Origin of the sequence: Sphingobium sp. WTD-1, assembly GCF_030128825.1 — a bacterium.
In the GTDB taxonomy this organism is placed as follows: domain Bacteria; phylum Pseudomonadota; class Alphaproteobacteria; order Sphingomonadales; family Sphingomonadaceae; genus Sphingobium.
On sequence record NZ_CP119128.1, the window covers coordinates 223,121 to 239,069 of the forward strand.

General features: G+C 62.5%; 17 protein-coding genes and 1 pseudogene. 7 read left to right on the forward strand and 11 right to left on the reverse strand.

The genetic code is table 11. The features are described 5' to 3' along the window. Nucleotides 1–38: 38 nt before the first annotated feature. The 3 genes and pseudogenes from merA to N6H05_RS26250 all read right to left on the reverse strand — a co-directional run bounded on the left by merA (nucleotide 39) and on the right by N6H05_RS26250 (nucleotide 2,233). Nucleotides 39–1,458 (reverse strand): annotated as a pseudogene (gene merA, locus N6H05_RS26240) (mercury(II) reductase). 37 nt (nucleotides 1,459–1,495) lie between these two features. Then, nucleotides 1,496–1,825 (reverse strand): heavy-metal-associated domain-containing protein, encoded by a 330-nt coding sequence (locus N6H05_RS26245; protein ID WP_004213249.1) that lies wholly within the window; start codon nucleotides 1,823–1,825, stop codon nucleotides 1,496–1,498. A 12-nt stretch (nucleotides 1,826–1,837) separates the two neighbouring features. After that, nucleotides 1,838–2,233, reverse strand: a complete 396-nt coding sequence (locus N6H05_RS26250; protein WP_014072602.1) for a mercuric transporter MerT family protein — start codon at nucleotides 2,231–2,233, stop codon at nucleotides 1,838–1,840. Between the two features lie 76 nt (nucleotides 2,234–2,309). On the opposite strand from N6H05_RS26250, the gene N6H05_RS26255 reads away from it, so the two are divergent. Beyond that, nucleotides 2,310–2,732 (forward strand): MerR family transcriptional regulator, encoded by a 423-nt coding sequence (locus N6H05_RS26255; RefSeq protein ID WP_014072603.1) that lies wholly within the window; start codon nucleotides 2,310–2,312, stop codon nucleotides 2,730–2,732. Nucleotides 2,733–2,902: 170 nt separating this feature from the next. Then, nucleotides 2,903–3,463, forward strand: coding sequence for a recombinase family protein (locus N6H05_RS26260; protein ID WP_004213255.1), 561 nt, complete (start codon nucleotides 2,903–2,905; stop codon nucleotides 3,461–3,463). Nucleotides 3,464–3,498: 35 nt separating this feature from the next. On the opposite strand, the gene N6H05_RS26265 is transcribed toward N6H05_RS26260, so the two are convergent. Further along, nucleotides 3,499–3,717 (reverse strand): hypothetical protein, encoded by a 219-nt coding sequence (locus N6H05_RS26265; RefSeq protein ID WP_284114331.1) that lies wholly within the window; start codon nucleotides 3,715–3,717, stop codon nucleotides 3,499–3,501. A gap of 80 nt (nucleotides 3,718–3,797) precedes the next feature. On the opposite strand from N6H05_RS26265, the gene N6H05_RS26270 reads away from it, so the two are divergent. Then, on the forward strand, nucleotides 3,798–6,215 hold the full coding sequence (locus N6H05_RS26270) for a LuxR C-terminal-related transcriptional regulator (protein WP_004206992.1): 2,418 nt from the start codon (nucleotides 3,798–3,800) through the stop codon (nucleotides 6,213–6,215). 76 nt (nucleotides 6,216–6,291) lie between these two features. On the opposite strand, the gene N6H05_RS26275 is transcribed toward N6H05_RS26270, so the two are convergent. Continuing rightward, a complete protein-coding gene (locus N6H05_RS26275) occupies nucleotides 6,292–7,005 on the reverse strand; it encodes a TetR/AcrR family transcriptional regulator (RefSeq protein WP_284114332.1) in 714 nt (237 codons plus the stop codon). Here N6H05_RS26275 and N6H05_RS26280 point away from each other — a divergent pair. The 4 genes from N6H05_RS26280 to N6H05_RS26295 are packed head-to-tail and all read left to right on the forward strand — an operon-like array spanning nucleotide 7,004 to nucleotide 11,695. After that, on the forward strand, nucleotides 7,004–8,374 hold the full coding sequence (locus N6H05_RS26280) for a TolC family protein (RefSeq protein WP_066764039.1): 1,371 nt from the start codon (nucleotides 7,004–7,006) through the stop codon (nucleotides 8,372–8,374). The two genes, N6H05_RS26275 and N6H05_RS26280, sit on opposite strands and share 2 nt — an antisense overlap. Further along, a complete protein-coding gene (locus tag N6H05_RS26285) occupies nucleotides 8,371–9,408 on the forward strand; it encodes an HlyD family secretion protein (RefSeq protein ID WP_284114333.1) in 1,038 nt (345 codons plus the stop codon). Before N6H05_RS26280 ends, N6H05_RS26285 begins: the two co-directional genes overlap by 4 nt. Further along, a complete protein-coding gene (locus tag N6H05_RS26290; protein ID WP_004206986.1) occupies nucleotides 9,405–10,568 on the forward strand; it encodes an ABC transporter permease in 1,164 nt (387 codons plus the stop codon). The genes N6H05_RS26285 and N6H05_RS26290 overlap by 4 nt, the downstream gene beginning before the upstream one ends. Next, nucleotides 10,565–11,695, forward strand: coding sequence for an ABC transporter permease (locus N6H05_RS26295; protein ID WP_004206985.1), 1,131 nt, complete (start codon nucleotides 10,565–10,567; stop codon nucleotides 11,693–11,695). The genes N6H05_RS26290 and N6H05_RS26295 overlap by 4 nt, the downstream gene beginning before the upstream one ends. Nucleotides 11,696–11,858: 163 nt before the next feature. Here N6H05_RS26295 and N6H05_RS26300 read toward each other — a convergent pair whose 3' ends face one another. The 6 genes from N6H05_RS26300 to N6H05_RS26325 all read right to left on the reverse strand — a co-directional run bounded on the left by N6H05_RS26300 (nucleotide 11,859) and on the right by N6H05_RS26325 (nucleotide 15,941). Continuing rightward, nucleotides 11,859–12,770 carry an alpha/beta hydrolase family protein gene (locus N6H05_RS26300; RefSeq protein ID WP_284114335.1) on the reverse strand — a complete coding sequence of 304 codons (912 nt, stop codon included), beginning with the start codon at nucleotides 12,768–12,770 and terminating at the stop codon, nucleotides 11,859–11,861. Nucleotides 12,771–13,065: 295 nt separating this feature from the next. Next, the gene (acpP, locus tag N6H05_RS26305; protein WP_004206981.1) at nucleotides 13,066–13,305 is read right to left on the reverse strand and encodes an acyl carrier protein; all 240 of its coding nucleotides are present in this window, start codon (nucleotides 13,303–13,305) and stop codon (nucleotides 13,066–13,068) included. Between the two features lie 102 nt (nucleotides 13,306–13,407). Then, nucleotides 13,408–13,707, reverse strand: a complete 300-nt coding sequence (locus N6H05_RS26310) for a polyhydroxyalkanoic acid system family protein (protein WP_004206980.1) — start codon at nucleotides 13,705–13,707, stop codon at nucleotides 13,408–13,410. A gap of 14 nt (nucleotides 13,708–13,721) precedes the next feature. Next, nucleotides 13,722–14,147 (reverse strand): PaaI family thioesterase, encoded by a 426-nt coding sequence (locus N6H05_RS26315; protein ID WP_004206979.1) that lies wholly within the window; start codon nucleotides 14,145–14,147, stop codon nucleotides 13,722–13,724. A gap of 8 nt (nucleotides 14,148–14,155) precedes the next feature. After that, on the reverse strand, nucleotides 14,156–15,082 hold the full coding sequence (locus tag N6H05_RS26320; protein WP_004206978.1) for an electron transfer flavoprotein subunit alpha/FixB family protein: 927 nt from the start codon (nucleotides 15,080–15,082) through the stop codon (nucleotides 14,156–14,158). Between the two features lie 115 nt (nucleotides 15,083–15,197). After that, the gene (locus N6H05_RS26325; protein ID WP_004206977.1) at nucleotides 15,198–15,941 is read right to left on the reverse strand and encodes an electron transfer flavoprotein subunit beta/FixA family protein; all 744 of its coding nucleotides are present in this window, start codon (nucleotides 15,939–15,941) and stop codon (nucleotides 15,198–15,200) included. Nucleotides 15,942–15,949: the final 8 nt, after the last annotated feature.

Here is a 15,949-nt window from a genome sequence, read left to right on the forward strand (position 1 = left end):
GGAGGGAGGCCATTCGTTGCCGGTTGATCCCCGAGCAATCACCCGGCGCAGCAAGACAGTTTGGCGACATCCTTATCAAACGTTTGGGCCGCCAGTTTGAGGCCTTCCACAGTGGTCAGGTAAGGAAATATCGTTGCACCCAATTCCAGGGTGGTCATGCCGTGTTTGATCGCCAGCACCAGTGTCTGGATCGAATCCGCGCCTTCGGGTGCCATGATCTGGCCGCCCAGCAAACGGTCGTTCGCCTTGTCGGCAATCAGTTTGATGAGACCCCGCGTATCGCGTGCTGCCAGTGCCCTTGGCACAGCATCGAGCGGGAGCAGCGAAACCTTGATGTCCAGGCCTTGCGCCCGTGCTGTCGTTTCAGTGAGGCCGGCGCTGGCGACTTGCGGGTCGGTGAAGACGACGGATGGCATGGAGGAATTGTCGTAGCGGTATTGGTTGCCCGTCACCGCGTTGCGCGCGGCCAGTTTTGCGCCATAGGCGGCCATGTAGACGAACTGGTCCCGTCCCGTTACATCGCCCGCCGCGTAAATGCCTGGAACCGACGTTTCGAGGTGGTCATCGACGACGATTCCACCATTACGGGCAAGCACTATGCCGCGCTCCTCCAGCCCAAGCCCGTCGCTATTGGGTCGGCGTCCGGTGGCGATGAGCACCTGTTCCGCCGCGACGGTGTCACAATGCCCCCTCGCAGGTCAATTCGACCCCGCTCTGTGTTTGGGCGATACGCTGATAGCCGACACCTGCGCAAACCCGCACGCCCTCGGCTTCCAAATAGTTTTTCAGCGCGGCACTCACTTCCGGGTCCATTTCGGGGAGCAGGCGGCTTCGGCAGCAGATGGTGACATCAACGCCCAGACGCGAAAACATCTGTCCCAGTTCTACCCCGATCACCCCGCCACCGATCACCAGCAGCGATTTGGGCAAGCGATCCAGCGCCAGCGCCGATGTGCTGGTTAGGTAGGGCACGCTGTCCATCCCCGGAATCGGCGGCACGGCGGCGTGCGCACCCATCGCCAATATGACCTTGCCGACCTTCATGGGCGCATCGCCGACAATCAGCGCACCATCGGCAAAGCGTGCCTTGCCCTCGATATAGCTCACACCGTCATAGGCGGGCAGCAGATCGACATATTTTTTTTGGCGCAGCGTCGTGACAAGATCGTCCTTCGACGCCGCCAATACGGACCAGTCATCCATCTGGACAGCGCCCCCAAGGCCGGGAAAGCGCGCGGCGGCAAGCCCACCATGCACCGCTTCGGCGGCGCGGATCAGCGTCTTGGAAGGAACGCAGCCAACATTGACACAGGTGCCGCCAATCGTGCCGTGACCGACGAGCGCCACTTTCGCGCCCAGATCGGCAGCGGCGATCGCGGCGGAGAACCCGGCAGAACCCGCGCCGATGACGGCCACGTCAAATCCTTCCTGCCCGGGGCGGTTGCAACAGTCGTTCATTGCTTATCGCTTTCTTGAGGCGCTGGCGGCGCCCCGCTCAGTTTTGAATAGCGCGCGCCGGATAACCCGCGTTGGTTGATGCAGCGGCAATCGCAGCAGCATTGGTGCGGCGCGGGTTATAGGTTGCGCGCGCGGTCTTGGCTGCGAAATCGACCGTGACCGCCGTTACCCCGGCGACGCCTTCCATCGCCTTCTTCACGGTGATCGGGCAGGTGGCGCAGGTCATGTTCTCTATGGCAAAGGTGGTTTGCTTCTGAGCGGTTGCGGTAGCCGCGGGGCGATCTTGCGCCGTGCCACTAACTGCATAGGCGACCCCGCCGCCAGCCATAGCCAGCACGGCCATAGCGATACATACTGTCTTTTTCATGGGTATTTCCTTTCAATAGAACCAGGGTGCCCACCAGTCGATGGTGAGCGCCAGGATGGCGACGGCAAGGCCCAGCCACAGCACCGCCTTGGTGGTCCAAGCCGATTGTGGACGAGCGCAGTAGGAACCGTCTTCACAGGGCGGTTTCGGCTTGAAATAGACATGCCAGAAGCCGTAGCCGAGCAGCGCGAGCGTTACGCCTGCGACATAGGGCTTGTAAGGTTCGAGCGCCGTCAGGTTGGCGATCCACGCGCCGGAAATTCCGAGCATAACCAACAGTAGCGGGACGACGCAGCAAGCCGAGGCGAGCCCCGCGCCGATCAATGCGCCCGCCGCAACCCAGTTTGCCTGCTTCGGCTCGTGGTTTTCGGTGAGGGCTGGCTGTCCCGCTTCCGGCGTTGAGACCATGGCTTGAATCCCTTGTTCCAACTGAGTGATTCGCAGTGTAGGCTCTGTAGCCACTACAGACTCAAGAGGTATTTTCATGGAGCAACAGGTCGGCATCTTGCGTGCCCAGCTTGCCCGGAAAACAGGCTGCAATCTCGAAACCATCCGCTATTACGAGAAGGTGGGATTGCTGCCGGGGCCGCCTCGCAGTTCCAACGGCTACCGCGTCTATTCGCCGGAACTGGTGCAAAGGTTGCAGTTCATCCTGCGCGCGCGCGACCTTGGCTATGCAATGGATGAGATACGGTCATTGTTGTCGCTCACCGATACCGGTGCACAAACCTGCGCGGAGGTTATGGCGAGAACCGAACTCCACCTTGAAGATGTCCGCCGCCGCATTGCAGATTTGCAGAAGATAGAGGTGACGCTGGCGACCACGTTAGCCAGATGCACTGGAGATGACGTTGCCGAATGTCCCATCCTGGAAGCACTCCAGTTTTTACCCCATCAAGGCAATTGACGCCATCTTTGAGGGATTTGATTTTGTGATGTCAGCTTGGAGTATAGCCTAACCGGACGTCAGGGCGCTACCGCGGTTTCTGTCAGATTAGGGTGATAAACGGAATTTGTTGACGAATGTCGTTGCGTATCATAGATTTCAACCTGACATTTTGATGGAGAGAGTGCGCAGTGAAGGGGCAACGGATCGGCTATGTCCGGGTCAGCACGTTCGATCAGAATGTGGATCGCCAATTGGAAGGTCAGTCGCTCGATCGGACCTTCACCGACAAGGCATCGGGCAAGGACGTCAACCGCCCCCAGCTTGAGGCTCTGCTCACTTTCGCCCGCGAAGGCGATACCGTCGTCGTCCACAGCATGGATCGGTTGGCCCGCAATCTGGATGACCTGCGCAAGCTGGTCCAGGGCCTCACCAAGCGAGGTATCCGGATCGAGTTTGAGAAGGAAAGCCTGTCCTTCTCGGGGGAGGACTCCCCGATGGCCAATCTGATGCTCTCGGTCATGGGTGCGTTTGCTGAGTTCGAGCGCGCCCTGATCCGCGAACGGCAACGCGAAGGCATTGCGATCGCTCGGCAGCGCGGCGCCTATCGGGGGCGGAAACGGTCGCTCTCGGATGAGATGATTGCCGATCTGCACCGCCGCGTTGCCGCCGGTGAACGCAAGGCGACCATCGCGCGCGACATGGGCATCAGCCGCGAAACCCTCTACCAGTACCTTCGCGCCGCTGCCTGACACCAATGTTCACATTATGTCCGGAAAATCGTTGTTCAGCGTACAAAGCTTGAGGTGACGCCCTGAACGATATCCGCTTCGAACTTTCGTATGGCAAGCGCGAGGCGCGCCAGCGCGGCGCGCCTCTCAGCAAGGCCAAATCGCATCCGGCGCTCGTCCGACATTGCCTTTTGCGCGGTGAAGAGCATTTCCACCGGGCGGCCATCACAGGGTTCCTGCGAAATCGACTGTCTCTCTTCAATCATCTCATTCACGTCCGAAACATGAGCTTCGCGCGAGTCTTACGAGCACAATAGCAATAGGGAACTACACGAACATGTAGTATCGACCTGTCATGGATCACGAAAGGGAATGGACTCCAACTCTGCTTTCGCGACTGGCGGAAACGGCACTTCGCCCTGTTAAATTGACCGCGCGCGTCAGCCTGCTGCGTGCGCCTTGCGGCTACGGCAAATCGGCGACACTTGCGGCCGGTTGGAAGGAGGCGGCGGACACTGGTCGCCCGGCGCTTTGGACAAAGCTTGCAAGCGACGACACGGCGAAGAGCACCCTGCATCGCCTCGCTCTTCAGGCCGGAACCGCCGCGGACATCGACTCCATTCTGCAATGGATATGGCATCAGGACAGGCCCGGGATCATTTGCCTCGATGATGTTCAGGAAGCGCCACATCTCGAAACGCTGACCAGAGACCTGGTGGATGCTCTTCCCGATGATTGGCGGGCGGTCCTTGCAACCTCCGCCCCTTGGGGATTTGGCGTCCTCAACGCCGACTGGCAGGAAGTCGGCCCCGATGGCCTGGCCTGCAGCGCCCAGGATCTGAAGCAACTGACCCGGGTCCCTTCAGCCCTCGACCGGATCATGTCGGACACACAGGGTTGGCCCGCATTGTGCCGCATCGCGTGTCGTGTATCCGACCGGAAGCAGCCACTGCATGTATGGCCCGAGATCATCTGTTATCTCGATCAGATCGTGTTGGCGCCCTTATCGCCCGCTCTGCGCACATGGTTGAAAAAGGCGGCATTGATCGCTCCCCTCGATGCCGAAAGCCACGATTTTGCCCTGCGCATCCACGACGGCGCGCAATGGATCGCACGTGCGCAACGCGAATGTCTCCTATTGAGGCCGGACAAGCACGGAATGTTTGCGCTCAATCCGGCGCTGCGACACCATCTTGCATTGAGCGGACAGTCGCAGCTTCGTTTCTCGCCAAGCCATCTTTTAAAACGGGCTGCTTTTCATCACTGGCGCGCCGGCCGGCCAGCGCAAACAATAGCACTTTCGCTGCGCGCCGGCGATCCGGCCTGGGCGCGGGGACTGGGCGGTGAGATCGTCATGGATGTCGCTTTGCGACAAGGCCGTATCAACGAGTTGGCCCATTGGCTCGAGGGCGTGCCCGACACAGCGTTGCTGACGAATCCCATGGCTGGTCTGGGAAAGATATGGGTCCTTTCCTTCCAGCAGCAGCATGCAGGGGCGACGCACCTTCTGAAGTTGCTGTCACGCACGGACACGCATGAGGAATTGCTGACGCTGCTCGGTGCTACGACAGCGGCGCTGAGGGACGATGTCGTGCGGGCGGAAAGGCTCTGCCGGCAATGGCTCCAACTGCACGCCCGGGAAAACCCAATGATGAAGGCCTCCGCCCTGGCCTGTCTCGCGAGCATCGTGGCGAGTCAGTCGAACGAGGCCGAGTTCGCGGCACTGCGTCCCCTACTGGATCAAGCTTGTGCCCTGGCCGATCAGGGCTTTGCCCGCGACTGGGCAAAGATTGCCGAAGTGCTGCTCCTGCTGACGCAGGGGCAGATCATTCCCGCACGAAATAGGATCGACGCGCATCTGACGGATATGGTCTCCCCGGTTGCCGAGGAGACGCTGAAAACATTGCGCCTCGCTGTGCTGGCCGAAAGCGGCGTGCCTCTGGCAGAACTGGAATGGCCGTTGCTTTTCTGCGACCAGATCGTCGACGTCCAGATTCATACGGCACGGGCCATATTACGAGCCGCTCGTCTGGCCGGAGATGCGGACCTCTGCGGAAAAATCCTGACCGAACTGAACGTGAAAGCCGTACGCGACCACATGCCGCGACTGCAACTCATGGCCGATATCCTGACTGCCGAACATGAAATGGCGTCGGGTCGATCGGTCACCATCCCCAATATTCCCAGGAACGACGCCATCACTTCGGCTCACCTCGCCATTGCGGACGTCGAGTGCATGCTTCTGTCTGCGACGCGGGCGCTTGCCGACGGGAAGGATCACCTCGCGCGCCAATTGACGGACCGTATCCTGGCCCGCACCCGCAGGGCAGGATGGCAACATATCATACTCAAAACCCTCATGCTGCGTTCGGTGCTGCATCTACGTAAAGATGCGCTGCAACTGGCCATACGGTCGGCGGAAGAGGCCTCGGAAATTCGCGACAGCACAGGACTGAAGGAAACAGCGCGGGAGTTCCGGAATATCCTGGAGCATATTCACGCGGGATGGGCCCTAAAGGCGAGGTTTGATCGGTCCGCAGCACAACATCACTTGCCGAGTTCACAACATACCGAAGGATCCGACCTGTCTCGCCGCCAACTCCATATCCTCAGCCTGGCGCGAGATGGTCTTACAAGCGCGGAGATCGCCAACATATTGGGTATCGGCGAAGATGGCGTAAAATGGCATTTTCGCGCGATCTTCAAGTGTCTCGCCGTCAACAGGCGCACCCAGGCCGTCGCCACGGCAATACAGCGCGGTCTCCTTCACTAAACGGTCTCCCACATCACAAATAGAGGCAGGCATGCTGTTGCGCGGCCTCCCGCAAGGCAAGATCAGCAATCCATTCTTAGTCGACGCTCGTTGCCGCCCCCGCCAGCATGAGATCCACGAGAAAGTCCAGAAGCTCTCCGCTTGTGACCTCGTGCGGTTCGAGCAGGCCCTGGAACATGCTTCCCTCGTGGACAGCCAGGATCAGTCGCGCGATGCGCGGGAGGTCCCGGGCAACGATGCGGGAGTCCTCGCGAAGGATGTCGGCGAGCGCGCCCTCGATGATGACGAGGATCCGCCCCTGCCGTTCGGCATAGTGGCTCGCCATGGCAGGATGGCGCAAGGCATAGAGGCCGAACTCGGCCTGGAGCAGATACCAGTCCCGATCGAACGGATAGCTGGCGATAAAGGCCTTGAGGAAATTGTCGGCCGTCGAGCCGGGCATGGACAGCGCTGAGGCGGTCGCCTCCTCCAGCCTCGACTGCAATCGCTCGATCACCCGGTCATAGAGGGCGAAGAACAATTCGTCCTTGGACCGGAAGCTAGAATTATAGGCGCCCCGGCTCAGACCGACGCGCTCGCAAATATCTTCCTGGGTTGCGCCATGGAAGCCACGTTCAGCGAAGGCCTCGAGAGCGCCATCCAGGATGCGCTCCCGGGTCTGCGCCCGGGTCGGGCGCGTTCGTGCCGGGCGGCGGCTCACGGGATCACGGGCAGGAGCATTTCGATACAAATATGTATTGAGTTGGTTGGATGTCAACGTTACCGTGCGGGAGCAGGAGACGTTCTTCATGACCTTGCGATGTTCGATGCTGGTTGCTGCGCTGGCGACTGCGGTTTGTCAGGGCGCGCAGGCGCAAACGATCGACAGGCTGGATCTCGATTATCGAAGCGCCCAGGCGAGGCTGCTCGAGCGGTCGGACGCGATCCAGGGCGCCGACGCCGATGTGCGCAGCAAGGAGGCCCAGAAGGGCTCCACGAGCACGCTGCGGCGTCCGACTGTCGAGTTCGAAGGCCAGATGATCCGCTATCAGAAAACCCTCTATCTGCCGCTCGGCCCGCTGGCGGACGTGGCCCAGGATTATGCCATCTATGATCCCCTCCGCTTCGAGATCGAGCGCACCAGCACCCGGCCGATCGTGACGGCGACGCTGCCGCTCTATTCCGGTGGCCAGATTCCCGCCGCTCAGGCGGGCGCGGCGGCGCAACTGGGGCAGTCGCGCGCCGAACGCCAGATCGTCATCGACAACGGTCTGTTGCAGATGACCCAGTTCTATTTCGGCCAGCAGCTGCTCGAGCGCGTGCGCGATGTTCGCCGTGATGCGCTCGCGGGATTGGACCGGCATGTCGCGGACGCCCTCAAACTCGAACAGGAAGGGTTCATAAGCCGGGCCCAACGCCTCCAGGCGCAGGTGGCTCGCGACGACGCCGCGCGTGAACTCGAGAAGGCGCAGGCCGATCTCGCGAGTGCGCAGGTAGCGCTTGCCGGCGCATTGCGGGCGCCGTCCGGCGTCGATCCCGTCTCCCCCATCTTCGTGATCCGCCAGCCCCTCCGCTCGCTCGACACCTATGTGGACACGGCGCTGCGCGCCCATCCCCAACTGGACCGGCTCGGCGCGCTGGAAGACCAGGCCGAAGCGGGGGTGGCCCTCCAGCGCGCCAAGCTCCGGCCTACGATCTATGGCTTCGCCCAGTATAATTTCGATCGGCGCGACACGCTGTTGACGGATCCCGACTGGTCGATGGGCGTGGGGCTGCGCTACACGCTCTTCTCCGGTGTGGGCCGCTCGCAAGCGGTGCAGGCCGCGCGGGAAACGGTGACGCAAGCCAATGCGGGCCTGCGCGAAGCCCGCACCCAGATCGAAATCGGCGTCACGCGGTCCTGGAACGATGCGGAAGCCGCGCGACGGCGGTTTGAGCTGACCGACACGGCCATCACTGCGGCGCAGGAGAATCTGCGGGTCCAGACCCTCGGCTATCAGGAGCAGCAGACAACCTCGCTCGACGTGATCGATGCGCAGCTCGGTCTTGCCCGCTCCCGGATCCAGCGCGCCCAGGCCGGATATGATTTCGTTGTCGCGCTCGCCCAGCTTCTCCACGTCAGCGGTCAGATCGCCACATTGCCGGACTATATCGACCAGGGTGAAAGGGTCACGCCATGACCGCCACATCGGAAACCCTGGTCACCCCGGACGAGACGGCTCCGCCGGTTCCGACCGGGCGGAAGCGCAAGTTGCTGCCGCTCATTGCTTTCCTCGTCGTGGTCATTCTCGGCCTCGGTCTCTGGCTGGCCTATCGCCCGGTTCCCGATCAGCTCCAGGGCATGGTCGAGGCCCGCGAACTGCGGATCACGAGCAAGGTCTCGGCTCGGATCACGGCCTTTCATGTCGAGGAAGGCCAGCCGGTGAAGACGGGACAGCTGCTCTATACGCTCGACAGTCCCGAGGTCGAAGCCCGCTCCGAACAGGCCGGCGGCGCGCTCGCCGCCGCGCAGGCGAATGCGGACAAGGCCGATGAAGGCGCACGGCCGGAGGATATCCGGGCTGCCGAGGCCCAGTGGCGACGCGCGCAGGCGGTGGCGGACCTCGCCCAGACCACCTATCAGCGCACCGAGCGCCTCTTTGAACAGGGTGTGCTGGCGGGGCAGAAACGCGACGAGAGCCGCGCAAACGCCCTGGCCTCCAATGAAGCGGCCCGAGCGGCGCGCGCGCAATATGATCTGGCGCTGGCCGGGGCGCGGCGACAGGATCGGCAGGCCGCGAGCGGACAGGTGCGCCAGGCGCGCGGCGCCCTGGCCGAAGTCGAGGCGGCCGAGAAGGAAACCCGGGTGTTCGCGCCGTCGGACGGTGAGATCGGACGCAGGCTGGCGCAGTCGGGCGAACTCGTGCCGCAGGGATTTCCCGTCTTCGTCCTGACCGACATCGATCATCCCTGGGTGACGCTCACCCTGAGAGAAGATCAGTTCAGTGCGATCCGCCGGGGACGGGTCCTGACCGGCCGCATACCTGCGCTCGGCGATCGTTGCGCCCAGTTTCGGGTCTTCTACATCGCGCCCGCCGGCGACTTCGCGACATGGCGCGCGACCCGCCAGTCGAGCGGCTTTGACGTGAAGAGCTTTGACGTGCGCCTGTCGCCCGTGTCGCGGGTCGATGGGCTGCGCCCCGGCATGACGGTCCTGTTCGACTGGCCGCAATGATCCGGGCCTTCGTCGATAGCGCCCGGCGCGAAACCGCCTTCCTGCGCGGCAGCGTCTGGGATCTGGCGCTGGTCACCTGGCTGCCTCTGCTGCTGCTGGCGATCGTCGCGGTCCAGTTGTCGGCAGGCGTCATGCGGAACCTGCCGATCGTCGTGGTCGACGAGGACGGCGGCGGCGTCGCGCGCGACCTCACCCGCAAGCTGGAGGCGTCACCCGGGCTCAAGGTCGCGGCGCGGCCACCGGACATGGCACAGGCCGAGCATCTGGTCCGCTCCAACGCCGCCTATGCCGTGGTCCTGATCCCGCGTGATCTCGAGCGCACCGTGCTGCGCGGCGAGACCGGCAAGATCCTCCTCTTCTACAATGCGAGCTATTCCACGCCCTCGGGTTCGGTGTTGCGTGAAGTCGGCACCGTGGTCCAGGCCCACGCAAAGGCCTTGGCCGGGGAGCAAAGCGCCGCGATCGCCGGTCCCGCGCGTGTGCGGCCGCAGCCGGTGAGCGTGCAGAGCCGGATCCTCTACAACCCGCAGGCCAGTTACGAGCTGCAACTCGTCGCCCTGATCCACCCCGCACTCCTGCACCTGCTGTTCATGATCGCGGTCGTGAGCGCACTCGGTCGCGAGCTGCGGGACGGGACCATCGGAGCATGGCTTGCAGGGCCTCGAGGCGAGGCGGTCGCCGCCGTCGCCGGCAAGATCGCGCCCTATATCCTCATCTTCCTGCTCTGGGGGGCGCTTGCGACCGGCTATCTCGCGGTCTACCGGGGCTGGCCCGTGCAAGGGAGCGTGGCGATGCTGATGGGCGGCTATCTCGCCCTCTATCTCGCCTATGCGGGCATGGCCTTGTTCATCGTCGGGGCCACCCTTTCCATGGGGCAGGCGCTGTCGATGACCGCCCTCTATGCGGGCGCTTCCTTCGCCTTCGCCGGGGCGATCTTCCCGATCGAGTCGGCCTCCGCCTTCGCCCGGCTATGGAGCGCGCTGCTGCCTTTTACCCGCTTCGCGCGGCTGGTCGCGGAGCAATGGATGATCGGCGCACCCGTGCTCGCATCTCTTGGATCGATCCTGGCGCTGTTTGCCTTTCTCGTCGTCGGCTCGGGCGCCGGGCTGCCGCGCTATGTCTCGGCGCGGATGAGCCCGGAGGTCTGGGGACGACGATGATCGGCCGCGCCTTCCTCGCTACCTTCCGCGCCGTTCTCTCCGACCGCTCCGCCTTCATGCTGATCGTCGTGTCGACGATCCTCTATTCCTTCTTCTACCCTTCAGCCTATTCCGGGGAGGTCGCGGTCCGCATTCCGGTGGCCGTCGTCGATCTCGACGACAGCGGCGCAAGCCGCAGTCTCGTGCGCCGGATCGCAGCGCTCCAGCAGGCCGATCTTGCCGCGCGCCCGGCCTCTCCAGGAGCCGCCCGGCTCTGGCTCGAGACGACCGGCGCAGGGGCCGTGGTCATCATCCCCGAGGGGTTCGAGCGACATATTCTGAACGGCGCCCAGGGCACGGTCGCGCTCTACGGCAACGGCGCCTATCTGCTGCGCAGCAGCACGGCGCTGTCAGGCATCGGCCTGGCGGTCACCACGATCGCCGGCGAGGCGGCGAGCGATCAGGCCATGGCGCAGGGCGCACCCGCCCGCCCTGCCCTGTCGCTCGTTCAGCGCCCGCTGTTCAACACGCGCGAAGGCTATGGCAGCACGGTGTTCCCCGGGGTCGGCTTCCTCATCATTCACCAGACCCTGCTGATGGGCCTGACGATGCTCGCCGCCACCCTGCGCGAGACACTGGGACGCTTTCGTCTGCCCTCGCGCACCCTTATCGGAATTGCCCTGGCCTTCTTCGTGATCGGCTGGGCCGACGTGGCCTATTATGCGGGTTTTGTGTTCTGGTTTCAGGACTATCCCCGCGCCGCCGGCTCTCCTGGCGCCTTGATCGTGGGCGGCAGTTTGTTCGTGGGCGCGACTGTGGCGGCGGCGCTTGCGCTGGCCAGCCTCTTCCGGACACGGGAACGACCCCTGCAACTGTGGATGGGCACGTCGCTCGCCATCTTCTTCCTCGCGGGTCTCTCCTGGCCGGCGGAGGCGACGCCGGCCTGGCTGGCGCTCCTCGCGCGCCTCCTGCCAACCACCGCGGGCATTCATCTCATGGTCGGGCTCAATCAGATGGGCGCGAGCCTTGCCGAGCAGACGCGGGAGGTGCTCAACCTCGCCATCCTCATTCTGGTCTACGGAGGCCTGGCCTGGTGGCGCTTCACGAAGATTTCCGCGCCGGACCTTCAGCCTCTCAAGCCTGACTGACGCCTCAATGGAACGAGATCGTCAGGGGCACCCCAAGTGCAACCCTCTCGCCCCGGCCGACGCGACCTTGGCGCAACCCAGGGGGAGGTGTTCGAAGCGGACCTCTGCAGGGCTTCATCAGATAGAGATCACCGAGATGGGGATAAACCGGAGGCTGCCTCGACTATTGCTCTGCTTTCGCCGCCGCGAGGATCGCGGCCTCTACCGGCGCCCAGGTGGGGTCCGCAGGCGAAAGCATGTTGAAGTCGCCCGCATTCTCCAGGGTGATCACCGTCGCCTTATCGCCGGCCGACTGTGCGGCTGCTGCATAGGCTTGCGCGGCTGAAGGCTCCAGCACGACGGAAGCGACCATGAATTGAGGCACGGCCAGAGGCAGCCATTCGATCGGATTTGCCTGACGGTAGCGGCCCGCCTGTGCGTCAGGAGCGCCCCCGAACAGGTTGACGAAGATCGGGCGGCCGCAAATATCCTTGTCGAACCCGTACAGGGTTCGCAGGTCGCCTGGGCCGTCGATGGCGACCGCGGCGGAAACCTTCAGTGGATCAGCGCCGCGGACCTCGCTGTCGGCAGGCAATCTGGGACGGGCCGCCAGCCACAGGGCAGCGTGGGCGCCGGCAGAATGTCCCACCGTCACCACATGCTTCAGGTCCAGAGGCTGGGTTCGTGCCAGCACCCTCAAGTGATCGAGCGCCGCTCCCCAATCCTGGAAGGTCCCAGGCCACCCGCCGCGGGTGTCACCAACCTGTCGATACTCTATATTCCATGTCGCCACGCCCATGTCCGTCAAGGCGCTCGCCAACGGCGCCGTGCCTGCCAGTGTCTCATAGCCTTTCGTCCAGCAGCCACCGTGAATGACCATGACGACGGGAAACGGGCCAGGACCTGCAGGCAAGCGCAGTTCACCGATCTGCAGAGGATCAGGACCATAGGCCTCGACGAGCGTCGGAGCGGTGACGGGAAGGGCGTGGAGTTGGGGCGGTCCGATCAGCGCATGTTGGTTATCCGACGGCGTCTGCGCCCAAGCGGTGCTCGTGACAATCAAGACTGTAGCCAGGCCTAATGAACGGTATCGCATGATCTACCTCTTTCATGCATCTTCCCGCTCCGACGTTACCAGCCAGTTCGTCAAATGTGAGAAGACAGCGATTCGTCATTAGATAACATGGTTCGCTATATTCTTTTCGGAAACACCATTCCGTCATCGAGTGGGCAAAGCGATAGATGAAATCCCGTTTCTGGCGCAAAGCATATGGCGGCTATGCGCGATCACGGTAGCCTTGATCATGGAAGTGATACGTCAGGCGACCAAAGAGCTATCTAGATTTCATTGTCGTCGTGAATTGCGGTTTCAGAGGATCGTGGGTTTTATCTCACTTGGCTATCCATGCTTCGACCAGCTTGACCGCATCCTCTACTGTTTTGACCTCACCGGCGGCTTCATCCGGGATAGTGAGTCCGAATTCGTCTTCAAGCGCCATCACAACTTCCAGCACATCGAGACTATCCACGCCGATGTCATCGTAGAAAGACGAAGCAAGGGCAATCTGATCCGGATAGACGCCGAGCTGACGGCTAATGATCCTGAAAACTCGGGGAGCGATTTCTTCCATCACAAAGCCCTCGCGCGGACACTATCGGCTAGGAAACAGGGCAGATTCTCGTAAACTCAATCATCGCAGAGCAACGATATTGTCCTGCGGCCAGTAAATTCATCATGCCTTGCTGAGCATTTTCTCGGCGCTCGTTTTCACAAAATCCGAAATCTGTCCTGACATCATTTTGAGGAACAGCGGTACGCTGACGTCGCCGCGAATCTCGCTATCCTCAATGTCGAGTTGCACCGGGATATTCTGCCCCATCGCCCCGATGACTAAGTGTAGTGCGTAGTCCGATACCCACTCGGAACTGAGCGAACCGCCTCCCGGGATATGCGCTGCCAGCTTGGGCAGGCCGGCCTCGATCCTGCTCTTCGCTTCGATTTTACCAAGGCTGTGCGGGATAACGACTTCCATATCTTCTTTCCTGTTCAGGCCGCCCGATCGACGAGCAGCAAGGTCGATGTCGCGGAGGCATAGAGTTTGCCGGCCATGTCGATCAGACGCGCCTCGGTATGCGCCACCCTCTTGCCCATCGACACCACCTGGCCGATTGCACGGACCATCCCGACCCTGTCGGTCAAGGGCGCATGATAGGCGACCTTGAGTTCGAGCGTGACGCAGTTGATGGGCACTTGGGCCGCGGAGTTCGCCGCGATGCCGCAGGCCGAATCCAGCAGCGTCGCGGCATAGCCACCATGGGCGATGCCCATGAAATTGTAGGTCTGCGAGGTGGGCGTCGCGACAAAGACGACCTTCCCCTCCTCCGCCTCAAGCAGATCGATGTCGAACAGGTCCATCATGGGCGGCCGGGTGCCGGCCGCCATGAACTGTTCGATCTCTTCCAGACCGGTCATCGCTTACCTCAAAGCTTTTCGGTCAGTTCAGGAACGATCTTGAAGAGGTCGCCGACCAGGCCGATATCGGCGACCTGGAAGATGGGCGCGTCCTCATCCTTGTTGATCGCGATGATGGTCTTGCTATCCTTCATGCCAGCAAGGTGCTGAATCGCACCCGATATGCCGACGGCGACATAGACTTCCGGCGCCACGATCTTGCCGGTCTGGCCGACCTGAAAATCGTTGGGCGCATAGCCAGCATCGACCGCCGCGCGGCTTGCGCCCACACCCGCGCCCAGCTTGTCGGCCAGCGGATCGATCACGCCATGAAACTGCCCGGCCGAGCCCAGCGCTCGCCCGCCCGAGACGATGATTTTGGCCGAGGTGAGTTCCGGGCGCTCGGACTGGGCGATCTCGGCACCCACGAAGCTGGAAAGTCCCGCATCCGTGCCCGTCGCAGCCTCGATACTGGCCGAGCCACCCTCGCGGGCCGCCTTCTCGAAGGCTGTGCCACGCACCGTGATAACCTTCTTTGCATCAGACGACTGGACCGTCGCGATCGCATTTCCCGCGTAGATGGGACGCGTGAACGTGTCAGCGCTTTCCACCGACAGGATGTCGCTGACCTGCATCACATCAAGCAAGGCCGCCACGCGCGGCGCGATGTTCTTGCCATTCGAAGTGGAAGGCGCCACGAACGCGTCATAGCCGCGCATCAGGTCCGCGACGGCCGGCGCGACATTCTCGGGCAAAGCGTGTTTGAACGCCGCATCGTCGAACGTTACGACTTTGGCGACACCCGCGACCTTCGCAGCAGCCTCGGCCACGCCGCCGATGCCCGCACCGGCAACCAGCAGATGGACCTCACCAAGTTTGGCAGCGGCGGTGACGGCCGATAGCGTCGCATCCTTGACCGACGCATTGTCATGTTCAACCCAGACGAGCGTATTCATAACTTATTCTCCGAGAAATCCGCCCCCGCTTCATCTCTGTGCGCACAGGATGAAGCGGGGTGCGCCGTCACTTGCATGGGAGAGGTTCGGCAAGTTCGGCGCGTTTGAAAGTTTATCAAATCGCCATTTCCTTGAGCCTGGCGACCAATTCATCGACGTCGGCCACCTTGATGCCCGCCGAGCGCTTGGGGGGTTCGGTCACCTTGAGCGTCTTGAGGCGCGAGGCGATCTCAACACCGAGATCGGCCGGCGTCTTCGTCGCCAGCGGCTTGGATTTGGCCTTCATGATATTGGGCAGGCTCGCATAGCGCGGTTCGTTGAGACGCAGATCGGTCGTCACGATCGCCGGCAGTTTGAGGCTTACGGTCTCCAGACCGCCATCCACCTCACGGGTCACCGCGACAGTCTCGCCCGATACTTCGACCTTGCTGGCGAATGTGCCCTGCCCCCAACCGAGAAGGGCTGCCAGCATCTGGCCGGTCTGATTGGCATCATCGTCGATGGCCTGCTTGCCGAGGATCACCAGGCCCGGAGCCTCCTCGGTGGCGATGGCCTTCAGGATCTTGGCGACGGCGAGCGGCTCGACCTCATCGTCAGTCTGGACGAGGATCGCGCGGTCGGCCCCCATGGCGAGCGCGGTGCGCAGCGTTTCCTGCGCCTTGGCGACGCCGATCGACACCACCACGATTTCGGTCGCGACTCCCTTTTCCTTGAGGCGGATAGCCTCTTCGACGGCGATCTCGTCGAACGGGTTCATCGACATTTTCACGTTCGCCAAATCGACGCCCGTCCCATCCGCCTTCACGCGCGGTTTCACATTATAATCGATAACCCGCTTGACGGGCACAAGCACCTTCATGGATCAAT

Bases quoted from the DNA above. Each gene is read 5' to 3' on its own strand.
- N6H05_RS26320 (WP_004206978.1), bottom strand. From the start codon at position 15,082: ATGAATACGCTCGTCTGGGTTGAACATGACAATGCGTCGGTCAAGGAT.
- N6H05_RS26250 (WP_014072602.1), bottom strand. From the start codon at position 2,233: ATGGTCTCAACGCCGGAAGCGGGACAGCCAGCCCTCACCGAAAACCAC.
- acpP (WP_004206981.1), bottom strand. From the start codon at position 13,305: ATGGAAGAAATCGCTCCCCGAGTTTTCAGGATCATTAGCCGTCAGCTC.
- N6H05_RS26280 (WP_066764039.1), top strand. From the start codon at position 7,004: ATGACCTTGCGATGTTCGATGCTGGTTGCTGCGCTGGCGACTGCGGTT.
- N6H05_RS26270 (WP_004206992.1), top strand. From the start codon at position 3,798: ATGGATCACGAAAGGGAATGGACTCCAACTCTGCTTTCGCGACTGGCG.
- N6H05_RS26295 (WP_004206985.1), top strand. From the start codon at position 10,565: ATGATCGGCCGCGCCTTCCTCGCTACCTTCCGCGCCGTTCTCTCCGAC.
- N6H05_RS26275 (WP_284114332.1), bottom strand. From the start codon at position 7,005: ATGAAGAACGTCTCCTGCTCCCGCACGGTAACGTTGACATCCAACCAA.
- N6H05_RS26315 (WP_004206979.1), bottom strand. From the start codon at position 14,147: ATGACCGGTCTGGAAGAGATCGAACAGTTCATGGCGGCCGGCACCCGG.
- N6H05_RS26285 (WP_284114333.1), top strand. From the start codon at position 8,371: ATGACCGCCACATCGGAAACCCTGGTCACCCCGGACGAGACGGCTCCG.
- N6H05_RS26310 (WP_004206980.1), bottom strand. From the start codon at position 13,707: ATGGAAGTCGTTATCCCGCACAGCCTTGGTAAAATCGAAGCGAAGAGC.
- N6H05_RS26300 (WP_284114335.1), bottom strand. From the start codon at position 12,770: ATGCGATACCGTTCATTAGGCCTGGCTACAGTCTTGATTGTCACGAGC.
- N6H05_RS26290 (WP_004206986.1), top strand. From the start codon at position 9,405: ATGATCCGGGCCTTCGTCGATAGCGCCCGGCGCGAAACCGCCTTCCTG.
- N6H05_RS26255 (WP_014072603.1), top strand. From the start codon at position 2,310: ATGGAGCAACAGGTCGGCATCTTGCGTGCCCAGCTTGCCCGGAAAACA.
- N6H05_RS26245 (WP_004213249.1), bottom strand. From the start codon at position 1,825: ATGAAAAAGACAGTATGTATCGCTATGGCCGTGCTGGCTATGGCTGGC.
- N6H05_RS26325 (WP_004206977.1), bottom strand. From the start codon at position 15,941: ATGAAGGTGCTTGTGCCCGTCAAGCGGGTTATCGATTATAATGTGAAA.